This is a genomic window from Methanococcoides sp. (assembly GCF_030594565.1).
Classification (GTDB): Archaea; Halobacteriota; Methanosarcinia; order Methanosarcinales; family Methanosarcinaceae; genus Methanococcoides; species Methanococcoides seepicolus.
Window position 1 is genome coordinate 1 of sequence record NZ_JAUVEY010000152.1, and the last position, 5,261, is coordinate 5,261.

The window sequence follows — 5,261 nt, forward strand, 5'->3', positions numbered from 1 at the left end:
TGCATTACCGGAGTTGGCAAAACACTTGTCCTTGATGATGAAGACAGAAAGGTCATAGCAAAACTGGAAGAAAAAGCAGATAAAATGACTCTTATGGGGCTTGGCAGGGGTGACAATAAAGGGGTGAAGGCCGTTCTCCAGAGTGATGTTATTATTCCTTTCCAGACGACCATGGAATATAAGTGGCCTTGTGGACCTAATGTTCTTCTTATGCATGAGGATAAGGTAGTTGGTGAGGATATTAATGATCCTGAGAAATTACAGTCCTTTGAAAATGACTCAGAGTCTCTTGTCATCGGCAATATTGTGGTGTACGATAAAGGTTTCCTAACAGCGCTCAATTCTAAATCTGATCCTCTCGTGGTCGTTATGCCGCCAAAGCCATGTGATGAGGTTGAATGTTTATCCCATGTCTGTAATGCAATTCTTGCTTCTCCTTCTCCTCCTACAGATGAGTATCTGAAAGAAAAGATGGGGCTTCAGAGCGAACATGGTACTGGTTCATTCCTCCTTGGATTCAATTTTGAATGTTGTCAGTGTGACTGAAACTCATTTTATCACTTTCTCTTTTTTATTTCTTTTTTGTTGCTTAAGGTATCGAACGACCGGTTTTGTATGGTTTATACAAAGCCCTTATATATCATTGAATCTTTTGTTTTAATGCATCATTATTATATTGAACTGAAAGTATTATTATGTCAGAGGTAATCAAAATGTATGGTATCGCATTAGATTTGGGAACAAGTGGGTTTCGTGCCCAGTTGATCGATCTGGAATCTAAAAAGGTTCTAAAGACGGCTATTACCATGAAACATCCGCTACCTGGTGGAAATGTCATGGATCATCTGGATTTCGCGATCCAGATTGGAGAAGATGTGGCCAATGAGATAATGTTGGATACGGTCAAAAGGATATTTGATGAGTTCGGTGTTGATCCTTCTCTCATTAAAAGACTTGCTGTTTGTGGGAATCCTATACAGCTCTCCCTGTTCCAGAACATGGAGATAAGGGACCTTGCTTATGCGGGTGAGAACAAGCAGAAAAAGTTGGGTGTTGAGAATGTGGTTAGGGATGCAAGGGTCTTCCCTGCAAACGAACTGTTTGAAGGTGTAATAGACCTTCCAAATTGTACCGTTATAGTTCCTCCTGCGATAAAACATGAGATAGGTGCAGATGCTCTTGCTATGATGATCAAGACTGATTTTATGGGCATGGACACTCCTTCGATGGTGACTGATTATGGTACCAACGCAGAGATGGCTATCAAGGTGGGCGATAAGATCATAACCGCTAGTGCGGCAGCAGGTCCTGCCATTGAAGGACAGGGCATCAAATGTGGAATGCTGGCAAGTCCGGGTGCTATATCAGATGTAACGGTTGAAGATGGTCTGTGGAGGGTCACTATCCTTGATGAGTCCATGACCGAGCGCAAGGGACATTTGATAGATCCTGTTACAGGTGAGATCAAAGAGTCTTCTGATGTTGTTGCAAAAGGTGTGACGGGTACTGGTGTCATTTCTGCTCTGGCCCTTGCATTGGAATGTGGTATTATGAAGAAAATACCTGAGCTTCCTAATGGTAAGCTTTTCCTTGATGAGGGCATCGAGATATTTGAAAAGGATATCGAAGAGGCTGGTAAAGCGATTGGTGCTATCAGGGCTGCACAACTTACCCTTATGATCGAATCAGGTACTGCTTATAGTGACCTTGATAATATGTATATGGCTGGTGCAACGGGTGCTTATGTCGATGCGGACAAGGCGAGAAAATTGGGTTCTTGTCCTAATTTTGCACATAATATAGTACAATTCGGGAACACTTCAGTTGCACTTGCAAGAGACCTTGTTCTTGATGAGTCCAAGCTCGATGAGGTTATTGAGATGGGCCATAAGATTACCGCCGATCACTTGATGATGGCAACAAGTACGGTTTTCTCTAATATTTATATGTGTGAGCTTTCTTACTGGACCCAGGGTATGCCTATTGAGATGTACAACCAGATGCTTGATATGTACAAGTTGCCTCCTCTGCCGGAAACTTTCATAAATCCTCGTATTGAGAAGAGGGTTGCAAAGGATATCGATGAAGTTGGCGAAGGTGGGCTTCAGATAGTCGGAGACCTCGGCATCATCATCGAAGAGCATGCTCCTAAGTGCATCCGCTGCAGTCAATGTGAGGTCGAATGTCCGGAGGATGCTATTGAGATAATTGAGCGCGATGGTGAGCTCTATGCAAATTATAATAGTGAAAGATGTCTTGGCACCAGTTGCAGAAGGTGTGTGGCCGTTTGTCCGGTGGATGCAATTCGCTATAAGGAGATCTCTGTTAAACATTGAATGCGCTTGTAAATGCGCGCTCAATTCTCTCTTTTATTTTTTTTATCGGGCAGTTGCGGCGGCATCCCTTCTTTGTATTTAAACCTTCTGTCATTCAGTGTTTTGCTTTTAAACAATTCATCATTTGAAAAATATTTACTTTAGTTATTACAAACATTCTAAAAATTCAATAGATGACGATTGGCACATGTGTAGATACAACAAATAGGAGCAATTTTTCTTGTGTTATTTTGTCACAATTCTTGTATTTTCTCTTTTTAGCTTCTATTGATATTGTTTTTTTCCCCAAATCTGCTCCATGTCCTTTTTTTAGCATCCGAGCAAATCTGCTTGATTTAGGAGTGCATCTAAAAATATGGTTGTTGTAATTCTTTTGAAATTGTCCGTTTAAGGGTAATTTACCATATATATTTTTGCAGTTGCTAACCAATAAATATATATCCGAGTATTGGAAAGCAGGTATTACAGTAAAAAGCGGAAGTGCGTCTGACAACTGATGGTGGATGATCAAATTAACAATTGCTTACAGGGTCTATACGGATCTTGGCATGTTAATGATGTTTTCCATTATAGATGTTTTAAGACGCTATATGAAACGCTGTTTGTATAGGTCATTGACCTGTCTTACGGGGTTTCATACCGAAGCAATATAATGTTGGCATTTCCGCCACATTCGGACACCCTTTTGGGGGCTGTGGTCCTTGTGACCTTGTCCGAATAAAAAAGACTTGCCGATATTATGATCGGGGACGTTCGTTCCAGAATTGATCCGATCTTACTAAAAAAGACAAATAAAGGAGTTGTAAAGAAAATGGTAGAAGCTTATTATCCAGGTAGATCCCCTCTCCAGGGTGTACAGTTAGAGTTGTTCTCCGAAGATGATCTCAGAGCTATTCATTATGCTTCAATGGAAGTTTTCCTTAACCCTGGTGTTCAGGTATCTGACGCAGAAGCAAGGGCTATCTTCAAGGAAGCAGGCTGTGAAGTTGATGAGAAGACCCAGATCGTAAAGATCCCTGAGTACCTTGTAAACAGAGCACTTATTGACGCTCCATCAAGGTTCGTTCTCGCTGGCCGTGACAAGAAGAAGGATGTCGCAATGGAGCACAAGGGTAAGGTTCACTGGGTTAACTTCGGTACCGGTGTCAAGATGTGCAACTATGTCGCACCAGGCAAGTACGAGACAGTCGACTCCGTTGAGCAGGACATTGCAGATTCCGCAAAGGTCGTTGACTACCTAGAGGAGATCAGCTACTTTACACTTTCCGTTTCCGCAAGGGACTGGGCAGGTAAGGGTGCACAGGATGTTCACGAGACATTCACACCTATCGCAAGCACCACAAAACACTTCCACCACATCGACCCTGTTGGTGAGAACGTTGAGTACTACAAAGGTATTGTTGACGCATACTACGGTGGCGACTCTGAAGCAGCACGCAAGAGGCCTATCTTCTCTATGCTTCTGTGCCCAACCAGCCCACTTGAGCTCAGTGACAATGCATGCCAGGTAATCATCAAAGGTGCACGCTTCGGTATGCCTGTAAACGTTCTGAGCATGGCAATGTCCGGTGGATCCTCCCCAGTATTCAGGGCAGGTACACTCGTTACACACAACGCAGAAGTTCTCGCAGGTATTGTACTCGCACAGCTTGTACAGCCAGGCGCAGCAGTATTCTACGGTAGCTCAACCACAACCTTCGATCTGAAGAGAGGAACAGCTCCGGTCGGTGCACCAGAACTCGGTCTTATCAGCGCTGCAGTAGGTAAGCTCGGTCAGTACTATGGCCTCCCAACCTATGTTGCAGGTACTTAGGCAGATGCAAAGATCCCTGATATACAGGCAGGCCACGAAAAGACAATGACCACTCTCCTTCCAGCATTCGCAGGATGTAACACCATCTACGGTGCAGGTATGCTCGAGCTCGGTATGACACTCTCTTTGGAGCAGTTGGTTATCGACAACGATATCATCAAGATGACCAGGTCCGCAATGCAAGGTGTCCCAGTAACAGACGAGACACTCGCTGTACCATCCATCCAGAAGGTAGGAATCGGTAACAACTTCCTTGCACACAAGGAAACCAGGAACAACATCGGTGTCGTATCTGATCCAGAGTTCATTGACAGAGACATGTTCGGTGACTGGGAAGCTGCAGGTTCAAAAGACATGGCAACAGTTGCACACGAAAAAGTTCTTGACATCATGAAGAACCATGTAGTCAAGGCAATCGACAGCGACCTCTTAGCAGACATGAAGGCTGTGGTGGACAAGGCAGATGTTGCATTTAGATCCAACATGTAAATTGGAATATAATTATCTACATAAATAAAGGAGTTTTAAAAATGGTTACACAGGATGAAATTAACGCGAAAGCAAAAGCTGCAGTCATGGATTTCGATGACGAGCTTGTTGAAGAGATTTGTGAAGAAGCAATCGAAGCAAAGGTCGATATGGTTTCCCTTATTCAGGAAGGTCTTACTGCAGGTATGAACGAAGTAGGCGACCAGTTCGAACAGGGTACCCTCTTCCTTCCTCATGTCATTGCAGCATCCGAAGCAATGAGCGCTGGTGTTGCAGTACTCACCCCTACGCTTGAGGCACAGGGCGGAGCTGTAAAATCAAAGGGAACAATCGTTCTCGGTACCATCGCGGGTGACATCCACTCCATCGGTAAGGACATTGTCTTAACAATGCTCAAGATCGCTGGATTCAAGGTAGTTGACCTCGGCAGGGACGTTGCAATCGAAACATACATAGATGCAGTCAAGGAACACAAGCCAATAATCGTTGGTTCTTCCGCACTCATGACCACAACAATGGTCCTTCAGATGCAGATCGAAGAACAGCTTAAGGAAGCTGGAATCCGTGACACTGTCATGACCATGGTCGGTGGCGCACCTGTCACACAGGACTGGGCAGACAAG

General features: G+C 44.1%; 3 protein-coding genes and 1 pseudogene. All 4 read left to right on the top strand.

Going from position 1 to position 5,261, the window contains the following annotated elements:
• Positions 1–546: hypothetical protein (locus tag QAS77_RS10425; protein WP_331522645.1), on the top strand; the 546-nt coding region annotated here is incomplete at its 5' end.
• Between the two features lie 167 nt (positions 547–713).
• Complete coding sequence (locus QAS77_RS10430) at positions 714–2,336, top strand: methylamine methyltransferase corrinoid protein reductive activase (protein ID WP_305065433.1); 1,623 nt, start codon at positions 714–716, stop codon at positions 2,334–2,336.
• Between the two features lie 811 nt (positions 2,337–3,147).
• Positions 3,148–4,638: pseudogene (gene mttB / locus QAS77_RS10435) on the top strand ([trimethylamine--corrinoid protein] Co-methyltransferase).
• Positions 4,639–4,679: 41 nt separating this feature from the next.
• Positions 4,680–5,261: methyltransferase cognate corrinoid protein (locus QAS77_RS10440; protein WP_305065431.1), on the top strand; the 582-nt coding region annotated here is incomplete at its 3' end.